The 24,176-nt window shown below is 59.6% G+C and carries 24 protein-coding genes and 1 pseudogene; 4 read left to right on the top strand and 21 right to left on the bottom strand.

What is annotated here, in order from left to right:
- Positions 1 to 132 precede the first annotated feature (132 nt).
- The 6 genes from AB7F49_RS28790 to AB7F49_RS28765 form a co-directional block, all read right to left on the bottom strand.
- Positions 133 to 1,164, bottom strand: coding sequence for a threonine aldolase family protein (locus tag AB7F49_RS28790; protein ID WP_428528836.1), 1,032 nt, complete (start codon positions 1,162 to 1,164; stop codon positions 133 to 135).
- 44 nt (positions 1,165 to 1,208) lie between these two features.
- Positions 1,209 to 1,796 carry an amino acid ABC transporter permease gene (locus AB7F49_RS28785; protein ID WP_428528838.1) on the bottom strand — a complete coding sequence of 196 codons (588 nt, stop codon included), beginning with the start codon at positions 1,794 to 1,796 and terminating at the stop codon, positions 1,209 to 1,211.
- A gap of 63 nt (positions 1,797 to 1,859) precedes the next feature.
- Complete coding sequence (locus tag AB7F49_RS28780) at positions 1,860 to 2,537, bottom strand: amino acid ABC transporter permease (RefSeq protein WP_428528834.1); 678 nt, start codon at positions 2,535 to 2,537, stop codon at positions 1,860 to 1,862.
- A 50-nt stretch (positions 2,538 to 2,587) separates the two neighbouring features.
- The gene (locus AB7F49_RS28775) at positions 2,588 to 3,415 is read right to left on the bottom strand and encodes a transporter substrate-binding domain-containing protein (protein WP_428528832.1); all 828 of its coding nucleotides are present in this window, start codon (positions 3,413 to 3,415) and stop codon (positions 2,588 to 2,590) included.
- 78 nt (positions 3,416 to 3,493) lie between these two features.
- Positions 3,494 to 4,705, bottom strand: coding sequence for a hydantoinase/carbamoylase family amidase (locus AB7F49_RS28770; RefSeq protein WP_428528830.1), 1,212 nt, complete (start codon positions 4,703 to 4,705; stop codon positions 3,494 to 3,496).
- Between the two features lie 35 nt (positions 4,706 to 4,740).
- Complete coding sequence (locus AB7F49_RS28765) at positions 4,741 to 5,868, bottom strand: Ldh family oxidoreductase (RefSeq protein WP_428528829.1); 1,128 nt, start codon at positions 5,866 to 5,868, stop codon at positions 4,741 to 4,743.
- 363 nt (positions 5,869 to 6,231) lie between these two features.
- Here AB7F49_RS28765 and AB7F49_RS28760 point away from each other — a divergent pair, with 363 nt between their 5' ends.
- Positions 6,232 to 7,173 carry a LysR family transcriptional regulator gene (locus AB7F49_RS28760; protein ID WP_428528827.1) on the top strand — a complete coding sequence of 314 codons (942 nt, stop codon included), beginning with the start codon at positions 6,232 to 6,234 and terminating at the stop codon, positions 7,171 to 7,173.
- A 15-nt stretch (positions 7,174 to 7,188) separates the two neighbouring features.
- Here AB7F49_RS28760 and AB7F49_RS28755 read toward each other — a convergent pair whose 3' ends face one another.
- From AB7F49_RS28755 to tnpA, 4 genes and pseudogenes are all read right to left on the bottom strand, one after another.
- Positions 7,189 to 8,043 (bottom strand): dihydroorotase, encoded by an 855-nt coding sequence (locus AB7F49_RS28755; RefSeq protein WP_428528825.1) that lies wholly within the window; start codon positions 8,041 to 8,043, stop codon positions 7,189 to 7,191.
- Positions 7,995 to 8,528, bottom strand: coding sequence for an amidohydrolase family protein (locus AB7F49_RS28750; RefSeq protein WP_428528823.1), 534 nt, complete (start codon positions 8,526 to 8,528; stop codon positions 7,995 to 7,997). Before AB7F49_RS28750 ends, AB7F49_RS28755 begins: the two co-directional genes overlap by 49 nt.
- A gap of 205 nt (positions 8,529 to 8,733) precedes the next feature.
- Positions 8,734 to 8,867 (bottom strand): annotated as a pseudogene (locus AB7F49_RS28745) (IS66 family transposase); the annotation flags it as partial.
- A complete protein-coding gene (gene tnpA, locus AB7F49_RS28740) occupies positions 8,861 to 9,334 on the bottom strand; it encodes an IS66 family insertion sequence element accessory protein TnpA (RefSeq protein ID WP_428528821.1) in 474 nt (157 codons plus the stop codon). The pseudogene AB7F49_RS28745 and the gene tnpA, both read right to left, overlap by 7 nt.
- A gap of 556 nt (positions 9,335 to 9,890) precedes the next feature.
- Here tnpA and AB7F49_RS28735 point away from each other — a divergent pair.
- Positions 9,891 to 10,484, top strand: a complete 594-nt coding sequence (locus tag AB7F49_RS28735; RefSeq protein WP_428528820.1) for a hypothetical protein — start codon at positions 9,891 to 9,893, stop codon at positions 10,482 to 10,484.
- Between the two features lie 310 nt (positions 10,485 to 10,794).
- On the opposite strand, the gene AB7F49_RS28730 is transcribed toward AB7F49_RS28735, so the two are convergent.
- The 4 genes from AB7F49_RS28730 to AB7F49_RS28715 form a co-directional block, all read right to left on the bottom strand.
- Positions 10,795 to 11,604 carry an SDR family NAD(P)-dependent oxidoreductase gene (locus AB7F49_RS28730; protein WP_428528818.1) on the bottom strand — a complete coding sequence of 270 codons (810 nt, stop codon included), beginning with the start codon at positions 11,602 to 11,604 and terminating at the stop codon, positions 10,795 to 10,797.
- 52 nt (positions 11,605 to 11,656) lie between these two features.
- Positions 11,657 to 12,724, bottom strand: a complete 1,068-nt coding sequence (locus tag AB7F49_RS28725) for an ABC transporter ATP-binding protein (RefSeq protein ID WP_428528816.1) — start codon at positions 12,722 to 12,724, stop codon at positions 11,657 to 11,659.
- Complete coding sequence (locus AB7F49_RS28720) at positions 12,721 to 13,755, bottom strand: ABC transporter ATP-binding protein (protein ID WP_428528814.1); 1,035 nt, start codon at positions 13,753 to 13,755, stop codon at positions 12,721 to 12,723. Before AB7F49_RS28720 ends, AB7F49_RS28725 begins: the two co-directional genes overlap by 4 nt.
- A 141-nt stretch (positions 13,756 to 13,896) precedes the next feature.
- On the bottom strand, positions 13,897 to 15,009 hold the full coding sequence (locus AB7F49_RS28715) for an enolase C-terminal domain-like protein (RefSeq protein WP_428528812.1): 1,113 nt from the start codon (positions 15,007 to 15,009) through the stop codon (positions 13,897 to 13,899).
- 136 nt (positions 15,010 to 15,145) lie between these two features.
- On the opposite strand from AB7F49_RS28715, the gene AB7F49_RS28710 reads away from it, so the two are divergent.
- On the top strand, positions 15,146 to 15,991 hold the full coding sequence (locus AB7F49_RS28710; RefSeq protein WP_428528810.1) for an alpha/beta fold hydrolase: 846 nt from the start codon (positions 15,146 to 15,148) through the stop codon (positions 15,989 to 15,991).
- A 9-nt stretch (positions 15,992 to 16,000) separates the two neighbouring features.
- On the opposite strand, the gene AB7F49_RS28705 is transcribed toward AB7F49_RS28710, so the two are convergent.
- From AB7F49_RS28705 to AB7F49_RS28690, 4 genes are read right to left on the bottom strand one after another with little or no spacing between them, the layout of a single operon-like run.
- Positions 16,001 to 17,356 (bottom strand): MmgE/PrpD family protein, encoded by a 1,356-nt coding sequence (locus tag AB7F49_RS28705; protein ID WP_428528808.1) that lies wholly within the window; start codon positions 17,354 to 17,356, stop codon positions 16,001 to 16,003.
- 35 nt (positions 17,357 to 17,391) lie between these two features.
- Entirely contained in the window at positions 17,392 to 18,270 is an 879-nt protein-coding gene (locus tag AB7F49_RS28700) for an ABC transporter permease (protein WP_428528806.1), read from the bottom strand.
- Positions 18,263 to 19,198, bottom strand: coding sequence for an ABC transporter permease (locus AB7F49_RS28695; RefSeq protein WP_428528804.1), 936 nt, complete (start codon positions 19,196 to 19,198; stop codon positions 18,263 to 18,265). Before AB7F49_RS28695 ends, AB7F49_RS28700 begins: the two co-directional genes overlap by 8 nt.
- Before the next feature lie 21 nt (positions 19,199 to 19,219).
- Positions 19,220 to 20,830: an ABC transporter substrate-binding protein gene (locus AB7F49_RS28690; protein ID WP_428528802.1), complete on the bottom strand. Its 1,611-nt coding sequence runs from the start codon at positions 20,828 to 20,830 to the stop codon at positions 19,220 to 19,222.
- A 178-nt stretch (positions 20,831 to 21,008) separates the two neighbouring features.
- Here AB7F49_RS28690 and AB7F49_RS28685 point away from each other — a divergent pair, with 178 nt between their 5' ends.
- Positions 21,009 to 21,779, top strand: a complete 771-nt coding sequence (locus AB7F49_RS28685) for an IclR family transcriptional regulator (RefSeq protein ID WP_428528800.1) — start codon at positions 21,009 to 21,011, stop codon at positions 21,777 to 21,779.
- Here AB7F49_RS28685 and AB7F49_RS28680 read toward each other — a convergent pair.
- From AB7F49_RS28680 to AB7F49_RS28670, 3 genes are all read right to left on the bottom strand, one after another.
- Positions 21,776 to 22,132 carry a RidA family protein gene (locus tag AB7F49_RS28680; protein ID WP_428528798.1) on the bottom strand — a complete coding sequence of 119 codons (357 nt, stop codon included), beginning with the start codon at positions 22,130 to 22,132 and terminating at the stop codon, positions 21,776 to 21,778. The two genes, AB7F49_RS28685 and AB7F49_RS28680, sit on opposite strands and share 4 nt — an antisense overlap.
- 109 nt (positions 22,133 to 22,241) lie before the next feature.
- Positions 22,242 to 23,063, bottom strand: coding sequence for an SDR family NAD(P)-dependent oxidoreductase (locus AB7F49_RS28675; protein WP_428528796.1), 822 nt, complete (start codon positions 23,061 to 23,063; stop codon positions 22,242 to 22,244).
- 154 nt (positions 23,064 to 23,217) lie between these two features.
- Positions 23,218 to 23,877: a tripartite tricarboxylate transporter substrate-binding protein gene (locus AB7F49_RS28670; RefSeq protein ID WP_428528793.1), complete on the bottom strand. Its 660-nt coding sequence runs from the start codon at positions 23,875 to 23,877 to the stop codon at positions 23,218 to 23,220.
- Between the last annotated feature and the right edge of the window lie 299 nt (positions 23,878 to 24,176).

Raw genomic sequence — 24,176 nt, 5'->3', positions numbered from 1 at the left:
GATCGTTTCCCACTCCGCATCCGAAAGCCAATAGACTTCTCGCTTCCTCGACATCCGGAAATCCTCCCAGACCTCACGGAATCAGGACCAATCACAGCACGCAACAACAATTGAGTATGGAGCCTAGCTCTGTCACCAACTGCGCAAAATCTTGGAAAGGATTTCACCGGCGCGCTCGCACTGTTGTCTATCAACGTTGAGATGCGTCGCGATCCGAATGGTTCTTGGACCAAACGGCGCTACCAGCACTCCTTGCTCGCGCGCTTTTGCAGCGACAGCCTCTGCACTGTTGTCGCGGGCTTCCAAATGGAACAGAACCATGTTGGTCTGAACGCTGCTAAGGTCGAAGCGAATGCGTGGGGCGCCATTGATGTGCTCCCCAATGCGCCTCGCGTTCTCATGGTCTTCGGAAAGACGGTTAAGATTGTGATCGAGTGCATAATGAGCGGCAGCGGCAAGAATGCCAGCTTGGCGCATGGCGCCGCCAAAGCGGCGTCTCACACGCACGGCCGCACGGATGGCATCCGATGACCCAGCCAACATGCTTCCCACCGGACAACCGAGGCCTTTCGAAAGCGACACGCCGACTAGATCAAATCCGGCTGCCAGAGCCTGCAGCGTCTGTCCTGTCGCGGCCGCCGTATTGAACAATCGCGCGCCATCGAGATAGGCGGCCAGTTTCAACGCGCGGGCCGCTGAAAGAACCTTCTCTACGTCAGTTTGCGGAAAAACCGCCCCGCCAGCGCGATTATGCGTATTCTCCACCACGACGAGAGTAGTCGGTGGAAAGACGATGTGATCGCGGACCTTGCATCCCTCGACGACGTCGTCGGCTGTGAACAGTCCGCCTTCTCCGATGACGGTAAACTGGACCCCCGAGTTCATCGCTCCGGCGCCAGTCTCGTGCCAAACCAGATGCGCCTCGTCACCGATCAGGACATCGTCACCCGGCCGCGTCAAAACATTGAGCGCAGTCTGATTTGTCATCGTCCCGCTCGGGAAGAATAGTGCCTTCTCCTTGCCGAGGAGACTGGCCACTCGCTCCTGAAGGCTATTGACGGAGGGGTCCTCCCCGTACTGATCATCTCCAACGGACGCGCTCGCCATCGCCGCCCGCATGCCATCACTCGGCTTCGTGACGGTATCGGATCGCAGATCGATCAAACTTGAACTCACGTTGGGTACTCCCTGAGTTGACTGTTGTGCACCTAGCGCCGCTCCGCGAGTTTCAATTCCAGTCGCCGACTGAGAAACGATAAAGGCCAACAGAGGCAGAAGTAGACAGCGGCAACAGTCGAAAAAATCAGCATCGGCTGGGCCGTCGCATTGATGAGCAATTGGCCGGCATGCATCAGATCTACGAATCCGATAATCGACGCGAGAGATGTGGCCTTCATCAACTGCACGAGATATCCGACCGTCGGCGGGATCGATATCCGCACAGCTTGCGGAAGAACGATGAGCCACAATCGATGAAAATGGCGCAGGCCCAACGCTGAACCCGCTTCCCACTGCCCACGCCCTACAGCCAGAACGCTACCGCGCCAGATTTCGCCCAGGAATGCCGACGCATTAATGCTGAGTGCAATAGAGGCAGCGGTCAGTGGATGAAGACGGAGTCCAAAAATTCCCCGTAAAAAAAGCGCAAGAAAAAGCTGGATCAAAAGCGGTGTGCCTTGCACCAAACGAATATATGCGATGGCAAATCCACTCAGCATCCGGCGGGACGATATACGTAGAACCACAAGAAGCAGCCCGAGAATACTGCCTCCCAGAACGGCGATGATGAACAGCAGGAGCGTCCATCAAGCCGACATGATAAGAAAAATAAAATCACTGCTCGTGAGATGCCGCACTGTTTAGCCTCGCGCAGCGGGAATTGAGCGAAAATAGAATTTGTAAAGCACGTGAAAGAGAAGCGAGAAAATCATCGAAAGCACGAAATACATCGCCGCGACGACGAGATAGACTTCAATTGTGCGGAATGTCGTGGAGTCGATGTTGTTCGCAACTGCCGTCAGCTCCTCCGTTGAGATAGTCGAAAGAACACTTGAACTCAGCATCACAAGAACGAACTGACTCGTGAGCGCCGGGTAAACGATCTGCAATGCCCGAGGCAAAATAATCAGGCGAAAAATAGTGAGGTTGCGCAGACCAAGTGCAATTGCAGCCTCAATTTGCCCACGCGTAATGCTCTCGACGCCGGCGCGGACAATCTCTGTCGAGTAGGCGCTGATGTTGATCACCATCGCCAAAAGACCGGCTTGGTTGGGATCAAGCCGGATTCCGAAGGACGGCAAGCCGAAGAAGACGAGCGCGATCTGCACAAGAAAAGGCGTATTCCGGATGACTTCCACGTACGCCGTGATCAAGGTACGGACGAGCCGATTTCCGTATGTCAGCCCAAGCGCTGCTAAAATCGCAATCAGAAGCCCCAGCACCATCGACAAAGCGGAGAGACGCAACGTTAGCAGCGCCCCCCACAGCAGCTCATTGAAGTGCGCAAAGACCTGCCCGAACTGAAAGGTATAATTCATGCGACAACTGCATCTACCAATATACGGGCGAGGTCAGTGCGAGACATCCTTTAGAAGGTGCGCAAGGTCGGCAGCGGAGCTTCCAGCCATTTGCGATGGATCGCATCCAACTCACCGTTGTTCTTGATGTAGTAAATGAAGGTATTGATCCACTGTCGAAGTTCCATTGCGTCGCGACGCAGCGCAATTGCGTTCTCCTGCTGCTGTAACACGATCTTCGATTCCAGTTTGTTGTCCCCTGCCGACTTTAAAACAGACGGAAGCATGGTGTTGGTCATGACCAACGCCTGGACTTGCCCCGAAAGCAATGCTTGGCTGGTCACGCCCTCTCCGTCAAAACGTTGGAGATTGATGCCCTTTGGCGCCATCTTCGAGATGAAGATGTCGTTTGAACTGCCGCGCGCAACAGCAACACGGATACCGGCGAGATCGTCGAGTGTTTTTATCCGCGTAGAGACTGGCGCAATGACTGTCGACTGCGTCGCAGCATAGGGAATTGTGAACACAACTTGCTTGGCCCGCTCGGGGGTAATGCCGAGGCTGGCCACAAGAATATCGACTCGTTTCGACAACAGATACGGAATGCGGTTCGCGCCGGACACCGGGACCAACTCGACATCAACCCCGAGATATTTTCCCATCAATTGCGCGACATCGACATCATAGCCGGCGGGCCTCTGCTCAGCATTGATGAAGCCGAAAGGGGGAAAATCTTGAATGAGACCGACGACAATTTTCTTCCGGCTCAAAATTTCGTCGAGTGACTGCGCATTCGCGTGGCTCATTGAACTCACCGTTGCGACCGCAGCCACGATTGCCAACATGGCAAACCGCAAGATGAAACCATGAACACTTAACAGACCGCGAGACATCATCATCTTCCCCTCCTGTGATGTATCTTGACCTTCGCCAACCTCTCCGGGGACTGCCGCTCGTCGAAAAGTCACCACTCGAGGCTATCTCTGCAAAATTCTATACGCGGCGTTCAGTGCAACGTTGGCACCGACAACGATATCGCGCTCATCGGTATCTTCTTCGAAAGTGTGGCTGCGTCCGCCCTTGCTCGGCACAAAAAGCATAGCAGTCGGAAGATGCGCGCCAATCGCTGCAGCATCATGACCCGCGCCACTCGGGATATCAGCGTAGGAAACGCCGAGATCTTTGGCGGCGGCAGCAATCTCATGACGGAGATTGGCGTCCATCGCGACAGGCTCTGATTCCATAATTGTCGTTACTTGCGTCGCGCGCTGATGTTGTCGTTCGACGCGGCGCAATGCGGATTTCATAAGCGCGTCCATTTTAGCCAGAATATCGGGATTCGGATCACGATATTGAACGAGAAGATCGGCTTGCGCAGGAACGACATTGCTAGCCCCTGGCGAAAACATCGCATTGCCGAACACCCACACAGATTCGGACGATGCGTTCTCCTCGAGAGCTTGACGAAAGGCTGTCACGAAATCGAACAACTGCAGGCTGGCATCTTCGCGCATCGACATCGGCGTCGTCCCAGCGTGATCGGCCCGCCCGAAAAAACGCACGATATGATTGCGAATGCCAACGATTGAGGTCACCGCTCCAATCGAATTCCCAGTTCGTTCGAGATAGGGTCCCTGCTCGATGTGGCTTTCAAAATAGCCGCAATAGCGATCCAGGCTGAGCGATGGCCCGAACGGCGAAGGCAGCGCTTTAAGGGCCTCTCGTAATGGCCGGCCCGCAGCGTTACGGGCCGCATCGAATTTCGCGTCCGTCATCTCTCCGCAGACATACCGACTACCAAGCCAGCTGAAATATGTTCCCTCCTCGTCGGCAAAAGAGACGACATCGACGCCGTTCTCCTCGAGACGATTTTCTTCGCGCAGTCGCAGAGCGATCTCCAGCGCAAAGATGACACCGAGGCTGCCGTCGAGCCAGCCTCCGCTCGGGACAGTATCGGTGTGTGAACCGATCAGAAGCCTTCGGTTCGGCGCCTTGCTCAAACCATAGACATTGCCTACCCCATCCATGCCTGCATCGAGATCGGCTTCTCGAAAGCGATCGACCAGCCACAACCGCGCGACGACATCTTCCTCAGAGAACGCAATACGCTTAACGCCGGAGCCGCATCCGCCTATCGCCGCGAGTGAGCGCAGATTCGACAGCAGCCGTTCAGCGTTGACTTGCAGCATGTAGGTCGGTGTCCTCAGAGAGACTTTCCTGACTTTTACGCCGAGGCTTGAGGCTTTACGCGAAGTGCCGGGACGCCGCTTCCTTCCGCTAATGCGTTCAGTTCGGCTACGACGCGATTCTGGATCGGTATGCCATGACGTTCGCGACGCGCTTGTTCGAAAAACCCTTTTTCGCCGGGATAGTAGGCACGATCGAAACTCGGCCGCGCCTCGGTCTGCTGCACAGCTCCCAACGCCTGATCCATCGTCTCCTTGAACGAATCAAGAGGAATGAAATGGGCGATATCGATAGCGATAAATGTCTGACTGACGTTCATCGGGTTGTCGTGTGGCAGAAAGCCACTGCCACCAGCACCAAACAATTGTCCGCCCATCAAAACGCACGTGAGAATTTCATGCGCCAGCCCCAGACCGAATCCTTTGTATCCACCCCACGGTAGGAGCGCACGGGAGGAAAGAGCTTTCGCAGGCTCGGTTGTTTCGTTCCCGTCGGCATCGATCGCCCATCCCGTCGGGATGCTTTCCTTGCGCTCAAACGCCTGAAAGACTTTTTCCATGGCGGTACTCACTGCCATGTCGAGCACGAACGGATACTTCGTTTTGGCAGGCGCTGCTATCGCAAGCGGATTTGTGCCGACCAGTGGCTTACGACCTCCGTGCGGAGCAACCAATTGCACGCCACTGTTGGCGTACGTAATGCCGATCATGCCCTCTTCGGCAGCCATCAACGGATAGTATTTGGCGGATGTGTAGGAGTTTGCGTTGCGAACGCCCACGATGGCGATCCCGAACTGGCGCGCTTTTTCTATAGCGACATTCATCGCGTGCGCAGCCACGACCTGACCTAAGCCACGGTTGGCGTCGAGCAGCGCCGTGGCACCACGATCGCTGACCACGATCGTTTTCCCATTGGGGCGATCCCCGCCCGCTCGGATACGGTAGATCACCTGCAGCAGAAGGCGGATGCCGTGAGATTCTTCGCCGCGCAGATCGGATTGGACAAAAACGTCTGTGACGAGGTCCGCATCCTCCCCGCTCACGCCATTCGCACGCAGAAGCGCTGAGCAGAAGCGTCGGACTTCACTCTCCGTGACAGATGACAATCCCGCAGCTACCGGAGAGGTCTTGATTTGCTCCGCATAGTTCGCCCAGCCAGCTTCCACGGTATCCCCCACACAGGTCATCGCAATCGACTATTAGGGGGAGGATTTCCCACATTTTCGTGGGCTGCAAGTGAAACCAATTTATACGGTCATAGCTAAATGGAATATCTACCAATATTTGCGAGTATCTAAAGCATCTAGACCAAATATTACTTTTAAGGATCATCGAAATAACTGAATATCATAGGAACGATACCGCCAATCAATTCTCTTCCGTCCGGAAAGACGGGATGATAACATTTGACTATACATTCTGGGCTACCTTCTTGGAGCGTCTCCACCAGAAGTGCCATCTCAAATCTGGCACACAGCTAGTGAGGTGATTGACGTCAATCGAGGTCGCCCGCATTGCACGAGGCGCAAATGCGTACGCGGAGCATTCGGGCGTTTCTTTTGGCCCACACGTACCGCTCGATCACTAAGGCTGCGCATGAAATGAATTTGACGCAGCCAGCACTGACCAAGACCATTCAGCTTTTGGAAGCCGATCTGGGCGTGACGCTATTCAAGCGCGGCGCCCGGGGATTGGAACCAACATTCTTCGCAGAAGCATTCGCTCCCTTTGCCCAGCGCATCCTTGCGGAGATAGAAGCAGCCAAAAATGAATTGTCGGCACTTGCAGTCGGCAAGGTCGGCAATTTGAGAGTAGGCGCCGATTCTTATGTCGTAAGCGGCATTCTTCCGCCTGCTATCAGCCACCTTCTCGAACTCATCCCGAATTTAAAGATCGAAATATCGAGCGGCGTCAGCGACGTACTGCTTGAAGCAACGCTGAATGGCGCGTTCGACCTTTGCATCACGTCCTTGTCGCGACGCTCCAAAATGTCTTCCTTGGAAATTATTGAACTCTTGAATCAGGACTATGCTGTCGTTGCGCGGCACGGACACCCACTTGCAGCTCGCAATGACGTGCGCTTAGCCGAGATCGTGACTTACCCTTGGGTCCATGTGGGTCGCGACTTCCATGCTTCCAGCAGTATTGTGCCTTTGCTGCAAGCAGAGCGCATCGAACTTCCGACGAAAATTATCTCGACGGATTCAATCACCTACCTTCTTGCCCATCTGCGGCGATCGGACTGTCTGAGCTACCAGCCTGCCCGCTTGATCGATGGCGCGGACGTTGCACACATCCGCATTGTAGATGCGCCCGCCATCTTGTCCCAATTCCGTATCGTCGCTTGTCACGCGAGAGATCAACCCTTGAGTCTCGGCGCACGTCAATTGGTTTCGGAGTTGCTTCGGATGGGATCCGAAGCGACAGATGTGGCCCCCTCCTTCGCCACTCTCAGATCGAACACCTCGTAGATCTAGCTTCGCCGCTCATCGCATTGGGCGAATGAAGCGGCCGCATGGGGGGCCGGCCAAGCCTCCGTTGTGGAAAATGGTCTTTCCCCGCAAGAACACCTGCGTGATCGTAGCGGCGGTGGCGCGTCCGTCGAAGGGTGTATATTTTCCCTTCGTGAACATCTTCTCCGCGGAAATCACGCCGGGCTTGCGTGGATCGAGAATGAGAAAATCCGCGTCTGCCCCCGGACTCAAATGCCCCTTCGCAAGCCCGAACAATTCCGCCGGAGCGTGAGCAAGCCATCGAACAATCTGCGGCAAGGAAATATCACCTTCACGCCAGCGCTCCAGCATCGCCGGAAGAAGTGTCTCGAGACCCGGTATCCCAGAAGGAGCATCCCAAATGTTGTCGGCCCCCTTCGCTTTCTCCGAAAGAAGATGCGGAGCATGATCCGTTACGACAATATCGATCGTACCGTCCTTCAATCCCTCCCATAGTGCATCGGCATGTTTCGAATCTCGCAAAGGAGGCGACATCTTCGCTGTCGGTCCGAGCCTTAGCAGATCAGCTTCATTCAAGAAGAGATTGTGCGGCAATGTCTCGGCGGAGATGAGACCATCTGAACGGCTTTTGTAGTGACGGATGACGTCAACGGATTGTAGGCAGCTGATCTGTCTCAGATGCAGTCGGCATCCTGTGGCGATCGCAGCTTCGCACGCAAGCGCTACTCCCGCCGATTCTGAAACCGGGGGACGCGAACGCGCAAAATCGATCGGCGCCTTGGCCCCGCGCTCTATCGCTCTTTGTGTGAGAAACGTAACCAGTGTGTGCTCTGCGGGCGTCACACCGGCGATCCCTCCAACTTCAGCAATCGCGGACATGGCTTGCATGAGCATTGCCAGATCTTGATGCGATAGGGCTCCGGAACATCGGCCAGAAAAAGATCAAAGGCGCAGCAACCAGCGTTTGCGAGTGCCGGAATATGGCTCATATCACCACCGACAATTGCGCTGATTGCGTAGTCGACGTGGGCCTGCCGGCCTATCTCGACTTTCTGCTCAACGTCTCGCTGGGTTGCCGTCATCGGGATGTCGGTGGGCATAATCATGACGGTGGTTACCCCGCCAGCCGCAGCCGCAGCCGATCCACTCTCGACGCCCTCCTTGTGCGCGAGACCGGGATCGCGGAAGTGGACATGCGCATCCACTAAGCCTGGGAGAATGTAGCAACCCTCGGCATTCAGTATCGCGGTCGCCTCAACCATCTCGTGCGGGCCGCCGATGGAGTGAACCTTTCCTTCATCAAGATTGACCGTCGCCTGGATCCCACCCTCGTGTGTGATAAGCGTCGCATTTTTCAGGCTTAAATCGATCATGTTTCCCAACCCTGTATTGAACAGACTCGAAATGTGTTCGAACCGTCGACCGCCGGAAGAGAACGGATTCGAAATATGTACAAGGTCGCGAGATGCTTCACCAAACTGGGCTACCTGACAGTGTGGGCTAGTTGGCTATCCAACTGGTCTGTTCTGACCAGATTGCTGCAACGAGGACCACGCTTCGGCAGGAGTATTGAGGGATATAGGCCCACAATCGGCCGGTGCTGATACGGCCTCGGCCGGGATCGAGCACCGGGATGGGCGTATCGTCGGCAAAGATCTTGTTTGAGGCGAACACATGCGCGCAGTCAGCCGCGCATGCAACGGTCTCAGCCAACCGTGACGAACATCGGCGCGGCAGAAGCCGTCCGCTCTTGCTTCCAGTGGAATAGCACGCGCGCCGCAATCCCATAGCGACGCGCCACCGCGGACAGGCTCGCACCCGGCCGCATCATCTCCGCAAGGATCCGACGTTTGTCCGTCTCGCTGAACCGGCGCCGATAGCCCTCGCAGGCCGGCGGCACGATCGGCCCTGCCATCGGCTGGGCGTCCGTCATATGACCAAGCGTATGACTTGCGTCATGACTTAGGCCACCGCGCCGATACAGCAGCTTGCGCTGCGGCGGCTGGGGCTGCGCTTTGAACCGCGCGCGCCAATTGCCGAACGCCTTCAGCGGAATCTTGTGAGCCTCGCAATACTCACGTTGATTCAACTCGCTGCGGCGCCACGCTTCATGATGCGCCCGCCAAAAGGACTCTCCATAACGCACTCGCGACGCAATCCAGTTCGAGGCTATCTCCATCTCCTCACCCGCAAATTTGCCGGCGAGAACAGATCGCGTCCGAGACCAACGACAACAAGTGTGCGAGGAATTGGCGCTTACCCTTGACGCTTACCGCTTGCCTGTAACGCAACATTTTTTCCCTGATACCGCGAGAACTTTCCCTGTTACGAGCGACAGGGAAAACGTCAGCAAGGCATTGAGCTGTCGTACAAAATCACAGCGCAAAGGCTATTAACGGCGTCGAATTTCACGATTTTCCCTGTTTTTTTCCCGCAAAACCGGGAATTTCGTGGAGACAAGTTCGCAGCTGACTACGTCCGCCGCCAGTTTTCCATGACTAACCTTCTCCGTTCGGTTTTGGCGCGCTGAAATTGCCAATAATCACGGGCTTCGCGCACAAAGCTCCGTACTGCGGCATGCCGACTGAGCGCCTAAATTCTCTCTCGTGACCCATTTGTCTCCAAACCTTCCGACTACACGGGGTTGGTACGGTTTTCGTAAGAGGCTGATTTAGAAATTCTTCAGTGTCATCTCCGCGAACGCGCGCAACCAGGAGCCCCCCGACGAAGCCACAGTGCCTGACCCTCGTGATCTCGACCCGGATGCCGGCGACGCACGAGCTTGTCTTGGAGCTGGGCTATACCGAGGTCAGCGAAGGCCGCTTCGGGCCGAAGTCACGGTTCGTGGGTATCACCACCGTATTCCAGGCCGTTATCTCGTCTGGGGACAGACGCGCGAGGTCGAGTTCGAGAATTACGCCGACGCGCTGCTCGCAAGCCTCAAGACGACGATCGATACGGTGCGCAAAGATAATAATTGGCAGCCGCGCGACCGCGTCCGCCTGGTCTTTCACGTCTACAAGCCGCTAAAGCGTGTTGAGATCGACGCGATCAAGCAGCTCGTTCAGGAATTGCTGAAAGGTGATCACGAGGTCGAGTTCGCTTTTCTCGACATTTCGCGCTTCCGTGTATTTCCGGCAGAGGCGCGCGAGCTCGGCCCCATCGGCGTCCGGAGGGAGCGGCATGCATTTGTCGGGGAAACCCATGTGGTCTCGGACCACCTGACTGGCGATCCAGTCCGGCAGGCTATGGCGGCCGCGCTTGAACCCTGGTCTGGCGCCTCTCGGGGGCATCGAAGTTTTCCGGTCCGTCCTCGGCGTCAGAATTGAAGGTTGAGGCATTGCCGGTGACTCCGTTGTGCTGGTCAAGCCAAGCCCGCACGGCGGGGAAGTAGCGACGTTTGAATTGTGGATGGATAGCGGGGAAACCGGGCAAAGTTTTCAGCGTTGCGCGAAATCAGTCTTTACCTATGCCCAGACACATAAGCTCGCGGAGCAAACGAGCGGTGTCCCGAGGACCCGGAGCCGTAAGGGCGCTGATCCGATCCGCAGATTCGATGAAGCAGCGAAAGGTTGTCAGCCAGGCAAAGAGGCGCTTGCTGCCTACGCCCGATCATTCAACCGGCTTACGACACGATTCTCAATAAAAGATGGCGCCCGGCATTCCGCCACCAGCGCCGATGCTGTCGCCGTTGATCGCGACCGACTTCGGCGACGAAAGGAACACGCACACATAGGCGATCTGCTCGGCACCTATCAGTGTCTTCAGCAAGTTGCGGCCCGCCATGCGCTTCTCGACCTCGACCTCTGGAATGCCCTGCGCCTTGGCTTGCGCGGCGACGACGCCCGGCGTCGCTTCCGTGCGGGTCAATCCGGGATGAACGCAAACGACCGAGATGCCGTGCTCGCCCAGCTCGTCGGCCAGGTTCTTCGTCAGCGCGGCCACGCCGACGTTGCGGATGCTACCGATCGTCGTGCCGGTCACACGTGCGCCGAGGCCGCTGACATTGATGATGCGTCCGGAGCCGGCCCTGATCATATGCGGCGCCACCTCCCGCGCGGTGCGCAGATAGCCCATCACCTTCGTATTCATATGGTCCCAGAATTCCTCGGTCGTGATCTCGGCCAGTTTCGGCGGGCGTGATTGTCCGCTCGGCTTGGCCGCACAATTGATCAGAACATCGACGCGCCCGAACGCCTTCACGACGCCGTCGACCATCGCCTTGACGGAGGCGTCGTCGGTCGTATCGCAGGGAAAGCCACGCGCGCTTCCGCCACCAGCAGAAGCGCTCTCCGCGATTTCGGCCACCGACGGATCGAGACTGGCTGCGCTGCGCGAAACCAGGGCGACATGGACGCCCTCGTTGACCAATTCACGCGCGATCGCCTTGCCGATGCCGCGGCTGGCGCCGGTGACGATGGCCACCTTGCCCTTGAGCTCGAGATCCATGTGATTCTCCCTTCGAACGATGATGTCTAGCGGAATAGGTGAGCGCGCGGTCTTACGGAGCGGCGTCGGTTGCGGCGGTCATCCCGGAGAAAGCCGGCTGCGAGCCGGCGCCCCCTTCGTTGAGATGGCACGCGGACCAATGACCGTTGGTGACCGGCCGCAGTGCCGGCGTTTCCCGCTTGCAGCGGTCGAATGCATAAGGGCAGCGCGGGTGGAAATGACATCCCGTGGGCCGATGAATGGGGCTCGCAACGTCGCCTTTCAGGATGATGCGGCGGCCGCGCTCCGCACGCGGATTCGGCAGCGGCACGGCTGACAGCAGCGCCTCCGTGTAGGGATGCAACGGCCGTTCAAAGAGTGCCGCCTTGGGCGCCATCTCGACGATGCGACCGAGATACATCACGGCGATGCGGTGGCTGATGTGCGCCACCACCGCGAGATCGTGCGCGATGAAGAGGTAAGATAGTTTCAGCTTGTCTTGCAGCTCAATCAGAAGGTTGAGAACCTGCGCCTGGATCGAGACATCAAGCGCCGAGACCGGTTCGTCACACACGATCAGCTTTGGATTGAGCGCAAGCGCGCGGGCAATGCCGATCCGTTGGCGCTGCCCGCCAGAAAACTCGTGCGGGAATTTGCTCATCTGCTCCGGTCTGAGCCCGACCGCATCGAAGAGCGCACTCACGCGTTCCTTCCGTTCGCGGCCGCTTGCCGTCCCGTGCACCAGCATCGGCTCACCGACGACGGTCTCAGCCGTTTGGCGAGGATTGAGTGATGAATAAGGATCCTGGAAGACCATCTGGATCTGGCGCCGAGCCGGCTGCAGGTCGCGACGGCGAAGGCGCGTGATATCTTCACCGGCAAGCTCGATGGACCCACCCGTCGGCTCGACGAGGCGCATGATGCATTTGCCGACCGTCGACTTGCCGCAACCGGACTCGCCGACGAGCCCAAGCGTTTCGCCCACGCCGATCTCGAAGCTCACACCGTCGACGGCGTGCACGTAGTTCGCCACGCCTACCGGAGCGGCGCCGCCGACGGCGTAATATTTTCTGAGGTCAGCAACCCGAAGGACGGGAATTGCCGGGGCACGCGGCGGCGCTGCGTCGTCCGCGCCGCTCATGCCGACGCTCCGCTCACGCGGTCCGAATGCCAGCAGGCCGCCAGGTGTCCGGGCCTCTTCGCTTCCAGCGGTGGATAGGCAGCGCGACAGGCGTCGGTGGCGAACGTACAGCGCGGCTCGAACAGGCAGCCTTTTGGTCGATTGTTGACTGACGGCACGCTGCCCTTGATCTCAGTCAACCTTGGCCGCCGCCCGAGTGGAGCATCGCGGCGCGCGTCCTCGATCTTCGGGACCGACTGTAGCAGCCCGCGCGTGTAAGGATGCTGCGGCGAATCGAACAGATCCACGACGCTCGCTTCTTCTACTTTGCGTCCGGCGTACATGACGACGACCCGTTGGGCGATCTCCGCGATCACGCCGAGATCGTGGGTGATCATGATCATCGCGGCTCCGAGCCGGCTGCGCAGATCGAGGAGCAGATCAAGAATCTGTGCCTGGATCGTGACATCGAGAGCGGTGGTCGGTTCGTCGGCCAAAAGTACTTGCGGATTGCAGGCCAGCGCCATCGCGATCATGACGCGCTGGCGCATCCCGCCGGAAAGCTGGTGCGGATATTCGCCAATGCGCCGCTCCGGCTCGGAAATTTGGACGAGCCGCAGCATTGCCACGGCCTTGTCGAGCGCGGACTTACGGTCGAGGCCCTGATGCAGGCAGATCGTCTCGCTAATCTGCCGGCCGATGGTGAGCACCGGGTTGAGCGAACTCATCGGTTCCTGGAATATCATGGAGATCTTGTTGCCGCGGATGGCACGCATCTCCTCGTCGCCGGCTTGTACGAGATCGCGGCCTTCGAACAGGATGCGGCCGCCGACGATGCGGCCGTCTGACGGCGGGATAAGGCCGAGCACCGACAGCGCCGTCACGCTCTTGCCGCAACCAGATTCTCCGACAACGCCAACGATTTCACCCCGGCGGAGCGAGTACGACATTCCGTCTACAGCCGGCACGACGCCTGAGCGTGAGAAGAAATACGTCTTGAGATTGTCGATCTCCAAGATGGGTCGATCTGCCGTGAGCGCCGGACCTTCCACTTGCCGTTGTCTCCCTGCGATACCAGCCTCGCGTGTGCGGCCGTGCGGCAACCGTAAATGTCGGAATCCGCTGCCGCTAGAATGCGGGGCGTTTCTTGATCTCGGTCATCATGGCACGCTTCCGTCTTCCGTGCTGCACGCTCAATTCACCGCGATGATCCATTCGGCGCGCTTTTCGAGAGCCGCCCAATCGATTTCCAATCCCAATCCATGGCCGCTCGGAGCCGAGACACTGCCGGCTTTGGACAGCGTGGACGGCGTGCGAATGCCCGGCACCGCGAAATCGGCCTGCGGGTGACAGACTTCATAATAGGAGGTTGCCTTCTGCGCGACGGCGCAGTGGAGAGCCGCAATCGATGATGGCTCCGGGCCGAAGCTGTGAAACTCGGCGCGCAGACCCTTCGCCTCGGCGAGTTGAGCCAAGCTGTGGCAGAAGCTGATCCCATGCCGACCCGGATCTAATCGGAGGATCTGCGGCGCGTTGCGCGCGATCGCGGCCGCGTAGTCGTTCCAGCTCCATAGAAGCGCATCGGCACCAGCGAGCGGGATGGCGATCCGGCTGGTGAGCGCCGGGTAGGACGCATGATCCTCCGCGGAGATCGGGTCTTCAAACCAAAGGAAGCCGAGCTCTGTGAGGCATCGGCCCACGGTCACGGCATCCTCGAGGCGGTAGCGTCCCATGGGATCGAGAACGAGCCCGTAGTCCGGCCCCATCGCGGTGCGCAACGCGCGCACGCCGGCCATGTCGCGCGCCGGATCGCCCCACAGGTGCAGCTTGAAGGCCAGCAGGCCCTCGGCCTTCGCATCGTGCATCAGTTCCGCGATCGACTCCGCAGAGGCGAGCCCAAGTTCGCGGCGGGACGCTCCTTGCGCAGGCAATGATTGATGATGCGAGCCGAGCAAAGCGTGAACCGATTTGCCAGCGCGCTGTCCGCGCAAATCCCACAGCGCATTGTCGATCGCGGCCACGGCGAGAAACGAAGTGCCGAGCCGGCGCATGCGATTGATCAGCGGCGCGGCGCCTTCAGGGTGCTGGTCGGGATCGAGACGCGACGAGAATTCGTCAAGCCAAGCCGCGATCGTTAGCGCTAAGCCCTTCGACGACCGAGAGTCCGCCCATGTCACGCTAGCGCCGCGGGCCCCGTAAGCGTCTGCGAGTACGACAAAGACCGCCGTCTGTTCGGCATGCGCACCTTCCCATTGGACCGCAGGCGCATAGCGGAGCACGCCGACCTTATGGCTGGAGACGGTCATGTCGGCTGTAACCTTGCGCTCGTGCCGTGCGACGGCACGGCGTTCCAACTTCGTTGACAATGCGAACCGCAGGTTCGAATGTCAACCGCGTAAGGCCGCTTAGCGCGCGCAGGGCAGCGAATTTCTGGAGGTATCAATGCCGAAAATTCCGGTGAATGGGGTCGAGCTTTTCTACGAGGAGGCCGGGACCGGCCGGCCACTGATATTCGTTCACGGCTATGCCAGTGACTTCCGCCGCAACGAGCCGCAATTGCGCTATTTTTCCCGCCGCTATCGAACCGTTTCATTCTCCATGCGCGGCTATGAACCATCTGACACGCCAAAGGACGTTTCAAAGTACGGCTTCGACATCGTCGTCGAGGATTTGAAAGGCCTGCTCGACGCGCTCAAAATCGACAAGGCTCACATCTGCGGCTTCTCCATGGGCGGGGAGATATCGCTCAGCTTTGGCATGAAATATCCGGACCGGGTGCATTCGCTGGCCTTCGCGGCCGCGGGCTACGGCAGCGGTAAACCGCGCCAGACGTGGCTCGCCGCGCTCGACAAGCTGGCGGACGATTATGATCGCGAAGGCATGAACGGCCCCCGCGGGCAGTCCTATACCGAATCTTGGGCGCAGACGAAGCGGAAGGACCCGCGGGCGTGGGCCGAATGGAAGAGCCGCTACCATCAGTATTCCGCTGTCGGCATGGCCAACACGGCACGCGCGACCTCCAAGCAGCGCCCCGACATCATGACCCTCGGAGACCGTCTCAAGACGCTCGATATCCCGACCCTTATCATTCTTGGCGATGAAGACGAACCGGCGTTCGAAGCGAGCTTCTATATGAAGAAGATGATGCCACGCGCCGGGCTCGAAGTGTTTCCGCGCACGGGCCACCCCATCAGCCTTGAGGAGCCCGATCGGTTCAATAGCTCGCTGCTGGACTTCTTGACCGCTGTCGACACCGACAACTGGTATCCGGTGCGCTCGGCGTCCTGACGCCGGGCCTCACGCGTCAGCCAAGAGAGCAAGCAGGCTGCGGACCGAGGATTGCTTTTCGAGCGCGGAGACGCGCTCGGCGAACGTCTCGGCGCGCGCGGGAGCGACGGTGCCGTGTCCGCGCCGCGTGCAATCTCGAAATTTTCGTTCGAGATCCTCCGCGCTGAGCGGATGCTCGGGCGTGCCCGGCATGGCAGCCGGGGCGGACGTCACCCTGCCGCATCCGGCAACCTCAACGGCAACGATGGCCGGCTCCATCTCGCCATCGAGTTCGGTCCTCAAGTCGATCCGGTCGGCGAGTTCACGCACGCCACGATCGAGGACGGCCGGGGTCTCCAGTTCGTCGAAGCCGAGCTTGCCGCGGATCAGCATCGAGGCGACGCAATAGCGAAGGCTGAATTGCGCCGACACCTGCGGATTGTCCTCCGGCTGGAAGGGCCCGCCGACGAGGCGCTCCATGTAGGGTGTGATGCGGACCGTGACCGCTCCGATTTTCGCCGCCTCCAGCCCATGGTCGCGCCGGAGCGCGGCGGCGGCATCGAGCGCGGCGTGGGTCAGCGCGCATGTTGGATATTTCTTGAACACCTTGCCGGCGAGAGAGAACTGACGACCGAGACCATCGGTGATCCCGTCCGGATCGCCGTCCTGGTACATTCGGTAAAATCCGTATTGGCCTTCGATCACTTCGGCCGGCGCCGTAATCCCATGTCGAGCAAGGCCCGCCGCCGTGACGCCGGCGCGGGCGGCCAGACCCGCATGCAGCCGCTTGGTCAGCCCCTGCTCCATGATCGACTGATGCGTGCCGGCCGAGTGCGCGAATGCGATGCCGAGGGCGTGGCGCACCTGCGCGGGCGGGAGCGCCATCAGCTTCGCTGAAGCCGCCGCGGCTCCGAGCGGGCCCAGCACCGACGTCAGATACCATCCCTTGCGTTCGCCGATCGTGTGGGCGATGCGGGTCGCGACCTCGGTGCCTGCGACAATCGCCTCGAGCAGCCGGGCGCCGTCGGCATCGATAGCTTCGGCGACGGCCAGCGCGGCCGGAATGACAACGATGTCGGTGTGCAAGTAGCCCTTGCCCGCATCATAGCTGTCGTAGTCGAGTGCGCTCGCGGCTGTTCCGTTGAACATCGCTGCGCTCTCCGCCGGGAGGCGGATGCCGTGACCGATCAACGTGCTCTGCGCTGCACCGCCCGCGGCTGCGCACCAGCTCAATACCGCGCCGGTGCCGGGGGCATCGGAGCCGGCGAGCGCGGCGCCGATGGTGTCGAGCACGCCTAGCCGACACGATGCTCGCACTTCGGCTGGGATCGCATTCAGACGCAGGGTCGAGACGAACTCGGCGAATGCCGACGTGATCGTGCTCACGTTCGCTCCTTCAGGTGTGTTGGCAGCGCCTGCCCTTAGCGGCCGCGCAGGCGGGGGTCGAGCGCATCGCGCAGGCGATCGCCGAGCAGGTTCGTTGCGAGCACCGTCGCCATGATCGCGAGGCCCGGCAGCGTCACGGTCCACCATGCGATTGAGACGTAGGGACGGGCCTCAGCGACCATCGTGCCCCAGGTGACCGCCGGCGGCGGCACGCCGACGCCGAGAAACGACAGGGTCGATTCGAGCAAGATCGCCGAGGCGAGTTGGAGCGTGCCGACGACGATGACCGTATTCATCAGGTTCGGCGCCAAGTGGACGAGCACAAGGCGAAACGGCGAGCAGCCGATCGAGATCGCGGCCTGAACGAAATCCTTCTCGCGCAGCATCAGGGCCTCGGCGCGCACCATCCGCGCGAAGTACGCCCAATAGAGACATCCGATGATCAGGATGACGTTGATAAGGCTTGGTCCGACAGTCGCAGCCACCGAAAGCGCGACCAACACCGCAGGGAGCGTCAACACCGTGTCGACCAGACGCATGATCGCCTCGCCGATCGTCGGACGCGCCACTGCGGATATCAGTCCGAGCGCAACCCCGATCACACCGGCCAGGAGTACAGAGGCCAGTCCGACGATCATCGTCACGCGCGCACCGTGCACGACCCGGCTGAATACGTCGCGGCCGAGCGCATCCGTACCAAAGAGATGGGCGTGGCTCGGTGGCAACAGAAAGTCGCGCAGGCTCTGTCGGCCCGGGTCGAAGGGCGCGATCAGATCAGCGCCGATCGCGCACACCGCGACGACGAGCACAATGAGCAACGGAAGCAGCGGCAAACGCCACAGCCGACCGGCAAGTCCGCGGCCTTTCCCCGTTGTCTCTTGCGATCCGGTATCGGCCTCCACGGTCTCACTCATTGCGACCGCCCATCAGACGAATGCGCGGATCGAATACGGCATAGAGCAGGTCGACAACCAGGTTAACCACCGCAAGCAGCGCGCCCATGAACAGCACGGCCCCCTGCACCAGCGGGAAATCGCGATTGTACACGGCGTCAATCGCGATCTTGCCGATGCCCGGCCAAGCGAACACGGTCTCGGTGACGACCGCTCCGCGTAGAATCATCGCCGCTTGCAGCGTCGTGATGGTTAGGATCGGGATGGCGGCATTGCGTAGCGCATGGTCCCAAACGACCCTGCGCTCGGACAGGCCCTTGCTGCGCGCCGTGCGAATGTAGTCGGTCGCGAGCACATCGAGCATCGATGATCGTGTGATGCGCATAATCGAAGCTGCGACGAAGCTGCCGAGCGTGATTGCCGGCAAGACCACGTGCGCGACCGTGCCGTAGCCCGACGACGGCAACAGCGGCAGTTTGAGCGAGAAGAGAAGGATGAGCACCATGCCAATCCAGAACGTCGGCATGCTCTGGCCGACAAGGGCCACCAGCTTGCCGCCCGTGTCGAGCCAGCTGTCGCGCCGTACGGCGCTGGCGATACCGAGCGGCAGGGCCAGCAGAACGGCAAAGATCATCGAGCATCCAGCCAGCACCATCGTGGCCGGAAAACGTTCGATGAGTAACGCCGAAACAGGCGCCTTCCAGGTGATGGACGTGCCGAGATCGCCGACCACCGCCAGCCGGACGAAGTGCAGGTATTGCACCAGATAGGGCTGATCGAGGCCGAGGGTGTGGCGAACGCGCGCGATATCCTCCGGCGTCGCTTCCTGCGACAGCATCAGCGATACGGGATCGCCGGTGAGGCGGGCCAGCGCGAAGACGATGACGCTGAGTCCGAACAGCGTGAGAGCCATCTGCAGCAGGCGTTGCAGGATGAATCTGCGGGACATGCAGGTGGCTCCGTTTCGCCGTTACTTGGCCAGCTTCGCCTGATTCAGATTGAGGTGATAGGCACTGCCGCGGCCGGGCTTCATCTCGAGTACGCGTGGCCCAAGCACGAACGAATAGTGACACCAGAACAGCGGTATGGCTTCGACGTTTTCCCGCTCGAGCTTGGTGAACTGGTGCAGGATCTCCACGCGCTTCTTCGGATCCGTCTCCTTCAGCTGATCGGCATAAAATTTATCGTACTCCGGCAAGCTGATCGCACCATTGTTGGGGATGCTGCCGGTGATGTAGTAGCTCGACATCAAGCCGCCGCCGTCGGTCGGCATCACCGACGTGCCGTAGAAGACGCCAGTGAACAAATTGCCGCGCTGCGCGCGCAGATAGGCGGCGGTGTCCCATCGCTTGCGGTTCAGCTTGAAGCCAAGCTGCTCCATGGCGCCGGCGATGGCTTCCAGCATTTCCGGCCCTCCGGGCGACGAAGCGAACTCCTCGGAATGAATGATGAAGTCGGTTTCGTAGCCCGGCTTGAATCCGGCTTCGGCCAAAAGTTGTTTGGCACGCGCGGGGTCGTAGGGGATTTGGCTCAGGCTCGCATCGAAGCCGAAGGTTGCCGGCGTGAAGAAATGCGTGGCCGGCTCGCAAAGTCCGGCCAAAATCGACTGCGACATCGCGGCGCGATCGAGTGCATGCGCAATCGCCAGGCGCACGCGCTTGTCCTTGAAGAGCGGATTAGTGCCCTTTTGGAACTGGAGCGAATTGGTGCCGTTGTAGCGCGAATAAATCACCCGCAATCCCGACGTTTCGCGCGCCCGCAGCAGCAGCGGACCGGTAATGCCTGCGGCGATGTCGGCCTCTCCGGTCTGCACCTGGGCAAGCCGCGTGAATGGCTCTTTCACGAGTCTCTGCGTGACGGCTTTGACGGCCGGCGGCCCTTGCCAGTAGCCCTCATTAGCGACGTAGCGCGTCCATTCGCCCGCCTTCAAGCTGTCGAGCTTATAGGGCCCCGTTCCGACCGGCTTTTTCTCGAACCCTTCGGGCCCGACGCTTTTGTAGTAGGCGTGAGGGATGATCGCCTGCATGGCGCCGCCCCGCGTTTCTTCGAAGAAGGCGGCCCACGGCTGCTTCATATGGAACCGCGCATGCAGTGGGTCCACGACTTCGACTTCACGAAGGGAATCTACAAAGATCCGGCGATAGCCGTGCGTGCTCTTCTCGCTGAGAATGCCTTCGAACGAGAACTTGACGTCTTCCGCGGTGAAGGCATCTCCGTTGGAGAATTTGACGTCCTTGCGGAGCGTAAAGTCGATGGTCATGCCATCCGGGCTGACTTTCCATTCGGTTGCCAGCGCCGGATAGAAACCATCGGGGCCGAGGTTGACCAACCCATCATAAATCAGGCTGTGCACCATATAGTCGGTGGTCGTGATCTGGTTGATGGGATCAAAGCGCTGCAGTAGCGGCGACTGAGCGACGACGATGTCTGTCCTTTGCTGGGCGCTGGCCGGGCGATTGACGCCGATCGGCGTCAGCAGCTGACAACCGCCTATCACGATCAGGAGTGCCAGAATTCGCTTTGCTCTTTCCATGCCGTGATACCCCTTCTTCCATCGTTCGCTGCCGAGCCTATTGCTCATCTGAATTGCGCCGCTCGCGTCCGAAGCGCCGCGGAGGCGCATCGATCGGCGATCCAGCCTCTCCTAAGAATGTCGCGAGAATCCCTGGACACGCGACCAGAGCCCTTCTAACTGTGCCATGATGTGGCACGGCGTATCATTTTGATAAGGTTGCGAATGCCTCCAGGGTTGTCAAGCGATGCGCAGCGTTCTGGTCGCGTTTGAAATCCTCGAAGCTATCGCCGAACGCCAGCCGGTCGGCGTGGGCGAAATCGCGCGGGCTCTCGAGCTGCCCAAGAGTACCGTTCAGCGCGCGCTTCTCACGCTGGCTCAAGGCGGCTGGATTCGCTCGACCCACGGCGAGGTGACTCGCTGGCGGCTGACCACGAAGCCGCTGGTCGTCGGCATGCGCGCGGCCGGACTGGACGGTGTGCGTGATGCCGCTTTGCCCGTCATGCATCGCATCCGAGCGGAGGTGAACGAGACGACGAACCTGACGTTATTCGAGGGCAATTTTGCCGTGCTCGTCGAGCGGCTCGACAGCACGCATCCAGTGCGCACTTTTGCACAATTGGGAGTTCAGGCGCCGCTGCATGCATCGGCGGCGGGCCGTTCGATCCTATCGAAATTATCGCCCGAGATCGTGGATAGGATTTTGGACGGGCCGCTGCAACGCTACACGCCATTCACGCTCACCGACCGCGACGCCGTGCTCGAACAGGTACGGCTGACACGGGAACGCGGCTACGGACTCGCGATGTCGGAATGGAACATGGGCGTGTCCGCCATTGCGGCGGCGATCGTGGTGCGCAGCGCCGAGACGATTGGCCGGATAGGCGGTGTTCTTGGCAGTGTTGGGGTGTCTTGCCCCACGCATCGTATGCCGCTTGAGCTGCTCGAAAAACTCGGTCCGACGCTGGCGACGGCGGCCGACGAGATCGCCCGCGGCCTTGAGGGCCGTCACACCTAAGCTTGCTCAACAGCGGCGGTTAAAACAAGTTCGAGAAGTACACCCGGGCCAAGGTCGACGCCCCCAATCGTGGCCCGCGTCGGCAAGTGATCCGAAGCGAAATAGCGCCTCCACACATCGTTAAGTGCCGGCTTCAATGCCAGATCCGGAACGTACAGAACTGTGGATAGAATACAGTCGCGATTTGAGCCGTGAATAGCCAGCAATTTATCAACCTGCTGCAGCACGTCGTTTGTCTGGCCGGCCATGTCCAACGACAAGTCTTCAGCAACCACACCACCGAAATAAAGCATGCCGTTGTGCTCGACCACTTCGTGCAGGAGACCTTCATACAGCCCGGTGCGTTTGATCATCGAATCTACCTTCCTTGGTCTTCAATAAGGAAGTCGAGCGCCGTTCGAAACACGATGTGTGGAATGGGTCGTCTCCAAGTTGCTAAGGCCGAGGCTACCTCGCCGCGCGCTAAGCGCTTCGCGCGACAAAGCCGCCGTCGACGAGAATTTCCGTCCCGGTGATGTACTTCGCTTCGTCGGACGCGAGAAACAATGCCGCATAAGCGATATCCCACGCGTCCCCGCGGCGTCCAAGAGGGACACGCCGCGCCGCCTCGCTTTTCAGCGTGGCCAAATCCGCCCGGCCCGACTGCTTTGCCACACGATGCTCGAGCAACGGCGTATCAATCAAGCCGGGGATGATCGTGTTGCACCGGATGCCTTGCCGTCCGTAGCGAACCGCAAGCTGACGCGTGAATTGGATGAGCCCGCACTTTGCCGATGCATAGCCTATGTTGTCGTGCCCCAGATGCCGCAAACCGGAAACCGAGCCGACGTTTGTGATCACGCCCGCTCCTTGTGTTTCCATTTGTGGCAAAACAACTTTCGAGGTGAGGAACACGCTCGTGAGGTTGAGGTCCAGTTGGCCGCGAAACGCCTGCGCCGACATCTCGACCGGCCCGCCGGTGATGGAGCCTCCGACATTATTATGAAGGACGTCGATACGGCCGAATTGACGAACGCACGCTTGCGCCATGTCGTGGACGGATTGTTCGTCGACGACGTCGGCAACACAAACGGCGCATACGCCGTCGCCTTCTTCGATCGCGCGTGCCGTTTCGTTCGCTGCGGAAGCATCGTTATCAACGAGGAGTACCCGCGCACCCTCGCGTGCGAACAGGACGGCCGTGGCGCGACCGTTCCCCCACCCGGGTCCTACTGAGCCCGCACCAGTGACGATGGCGACTTTATTATCGAGCCGCCCTCTGCCCATATGTCTGACCTCTGTCATCGAACGAAAGACTATCCCTACAACTTCACTTTTTTGGCCAGCTCCTTCCACAAGGTCACTAGCCGGCGCGTCTCAACATCGTGCTCCTCGGGCGTACTGCCGACAGGCTCAAACCCCTGTTGTGTCAGCCGCTCCTTGATGTCTGGCTTCTTCATCACCTGAACATACACATCGCGAAGCTTCCGGCCCACCTCGATGGGGTGCTGGCGGGCACATGACGGCTCCATACGCTCAAGATATCGACACTGACGCCAAGTTCCTGGAATGTCGGCACATCCGGCATGCCAGGATCGCGCTTCGTGCCGGTGAGAGCCATAGCCCGAAGGGCGCCGGACTCCACATGAGGCTTGGCCGAGCTAATGCCGCCAAACTGCATGGTGACGTGCCCTCCCAGAAGATCGTTCAATGCTGGCCCGGAGGATTTATAAGGCACATGCACGATGTCGGTGCTGGCGGAGATATTGAAAAGAACGCCCGCAATGTGAGTCGACGCACCGATGCCGCCGGAAGCGAACGTCAACTTCCCCGGATTGGATTTGGCGTACGATATCAGTTCCGGCAAATTCTTTGCAGGAACCTGCGAATTCACCACCAGTAACACCGGGGCTTGGGCGAGCATTGTCACGCCCGCGAATGCTTGCACGGTGTCAAACGGCATCGACTTCAGAATTGCCGGATTCTGATAAAATGCGTTTGAGCTCGCGAGCACGGTATAGCCGTCGGCGCTTGCGCGCGCGACGTAGTCTGACGCGAGCAAGCCTGTCGCGTCCGCCTTGGTTTCAATGATGTAGGGCTGACCAATCAGTTCCTGCACGCCCGGCGCCAGAATTCACGCGAGAATATCGCTACCCCCTCCCGGAGAGTTCGGATTGATGAGCCTCACGACTTTGTTCGGCCAGTCCTGCGGCGAATGCCGGACTGCTCCCGGCCGTCAACGCCGCGCCGGCTCCAATTAGCAACTGCCGCCGATCTACGATCATCGCCTTCCTGCTCCGCTATGTCGATGCTGTTCACGCCTAGAAATATCAAGGCTACGGCTCGCCAAAATGCCACCGTAGAAACGTCAAAACGTCTTCGACGCAACAATCCGGAAGTGCGTCAACGATGTTATGA

It is taken from the genome of Pseudorhodoplanes sp., assembly GCF_050250235.1.
Lineage (GTDB): Bacteria > Pseudomonadota > Alphaproteobacteria > Rhizobiales > Xanthobacteraceae > Pseudorhodoplanes.
This window is presented reverse-complemented; position numbering and strand designations above follow the sequence as displayed.

What these genes read in the sequence shown, in the direction of transcription:
- AB7F49_RS28780 (WP_428528834.1), bottom strand. Translation starts at nt 2,537, where the DNA reads ATGAATTATACCTTTCAGTTCGGGCAGGTCTTTGCGCACTTCAATGAG.
- AB7F49_RS28760 (WP_428528827.1), top strand. Translation starts at nt 6,232, where the DNA reads ATGCGTACGCGGAGCATTCGGGCGTTTCTTTTGGCCCACACGTACCGC.
- tnpA (WP_428528821.1), bottom strand. Translation starts at nt 9,334, where the DNA reads ATGGAGATAGCCTCGAACTGGATTGCGTCGCGAGTGCGTTATGGAGAG.
- AB7F49_RS28680 (WP_428528798.1), bottom strand. Translation starts at nt 22,132, where the DNA reads ATGATCAAACGCACCGGGCTGTATGAAGGTCTCCTGCACGAAGTGGTC.
- AB7F49_RS28725 (WP_428528816.1), bottom strand. Translation starts at nt 12,724, where the DNA reads ATGAGCGGCGCGGACGACGCAGCGCCGCCGCGTGCCCCGGCAATTCCC.
- AB7F49_RS28750 (WP_428528823.1), bottom strand. Translation starts at nt 8,528, where the DNA reads ATGATCGATTTAAGCCTGAAAAATGCGACGCTTATCACACACGAGGGT.
- AB7F49_RS28690 (WP_428528802.1), bottom strand. Translation starts at nt 20,830, where the DNA reads ATGAGCAATAGGCTCGGCAGCGAACGATGGAAGAAGGGGTATCACGGC.
- AB7F49_RS28730 (WP_428528818.1), bottom strand. Translation starts at nt 11,604, where the DNA reads ATGGATCTCGAGCTCAAGGGCAAGGTGGCCATCGTCACCGGCGCCAGC.
- AB7F49_RS28755 (WP_428528825.1), bottom strand. Translation starts at nt 8,043, where the DNA reads ATGCAAGCCATGTCCGCGATTGCTGAAGTTGGAGGGATCGCCGGTGTG.
- AB7F49_RS28775 (WP_428528832.1), bottom strand. Translation starts at nt 3,415, where the DNA reads ATGATGATGTCTCGCGGTCTGTTAAGTGTTCATGGTTTCATCTTGCGG.
- AB7F49_RS28770 (WP_428528830.1), bottom strand. Translation starts at nt 4,705, where the DNA reads ATGCTGCAAGTCAACGCTGAACGGCTGCTGTCGAATCTGCGCTCACTC.
- AB7F49_RS28695 (WP_428528804.1), bottom strand. Translation starts at nt 19,198, where the DNA reads ATGTCCCGCAGATTCATCCTGCAACGCCTGCTGCAGATGGCTCTCACG.
- AB7F49_RS28685 (WP_428528800.1), top strand. Translation starts at nt 21,009, where the DNA reads ATGCGCAGCGTTCTGGTCGCGTTTGAAATCCTCGAAGCTATCGCCGAA.
- AB7F49_RS28675 (WP_428528796.1), bottom strand. Translation starts at nt 23,063, where the DNA reads ATGACAGAGGTCAGACATATGGGCAGAGGGCGGCTCGATAATAAAGTC.
- AB7F49_RS28715 (WP_428528812.1), bottom strand. Translation starts at nt 15,009, where the DNA reads ATGACCGTCTCCAGCCATAAGGTCGGCGTGCTCCGCTATGCGCCTGCG.
- AB7F49_RS28710 (WP_428528810.1), top strand. Translation starts at nt 15,146, where the DNA reads ATGCCGAAAATTCCGGTGAATGGGGTCGAGCTTTTCTACGAGGAGGCC.
- AB7F49_RS28700 (WP_428528806.1), bottom strand. Translation starts at nt 18,270, where the DNA reads ATGAGTGAGACCGTGGAGGCCGATACCGGATCGCAAGAGACAACGGGG.